This is a genomic window from Bradyrhizobium uaiense, from assembly GCF_010811875.1.
Lineage (GTDB): Bacteria > Pseudomonadota > Alphaproteobacteria > Rhizobiales > Xanthobacteraceae > Bradyrhizobium > Bradyrhizobium uaiense.
Genome location: NZ_VKHP01000565.1, coordinates 1 through 580, shown reverse-complemented (window position 1 = coordinate 580; position 580 = coordinate 1). Strand labels below are relative to the sequence as shown.

The following is a 580-nucleotide window of genomic DNA, read 5'->3' as shown; positions in this document are numbered from 1 at the left end:
GCCCGGACGATCAATCGGACCGCAAGCGCAAGCTCGTTAAGGGGCCGGAGGAATTTCAAGGCGTGCGACGTGATCAGCCGAACCGAAAGGCGTGAACAAAGCCATCAGCCGACGGGATCGAAAGCCCGCGCCACGCGTTGACTGTAGAGCCCAAGTGGGAGGTCAACAATGATCAACCGAGAGCGGCGTACAACGACAGCTACGGAGCGCGAAGCCCACAAGATATTCAAAGCGGTCAAGGCGAAGGAAGCCATGACTGATTACGCCAAAGAGCAAAAAGCGCTCCACGATAATCGAGAGCGCCTAAAGGCAGAGCGGCTGGCGCGGGAAGCTGAAGCGGCCAACCGCACAAAAGCAGGTTGAGCGCCCATCTGGGACATTCAGGATCAAGTTTTTGGCTTCTCCGTGGAGGGCGACATGGCCCTGCACTTCCGCCAAGTCGATGCTGAACTGGAGATATGGATCGCGAGCAGCGACGACTATTCATTCGTCATCAGCAACGAGAGCCAGACCGGACCTGGCTTGCATGGAGAGCCGGGTTTTGTTGCATCATATCGCCCCGACTTCCTGAATATGCCTG

The 580-nt window shown here is 57.2% G+C and carries 1 protein-coding gene; it reads left to right on the top strand.

The window, feature by feature from the left end:
- Positions 1–168 precede the first annotated feature (168 nt).
- Positions 169–363: a hypothetical protein gene (locus FNJ47_RS55590; RefSeq protein ID WP_163163524.1), complete on the top strand. Its 195-nt coding sequence runs from the start codon at positions 169–171 to the stop codon at positions 361–363.
- Positions 364–580: the final 217 nt, after the last annotated feature.

Excerpts from the sequence above, each read along its gene's own strand:
- FNJ47_RS55590 (WP_163163524.1), top strand. The coding sequence starts at position 169 with ATGATCAACCGAGAGCGGCGTACAACGACAGCTACGGAGCGCGAAGCC.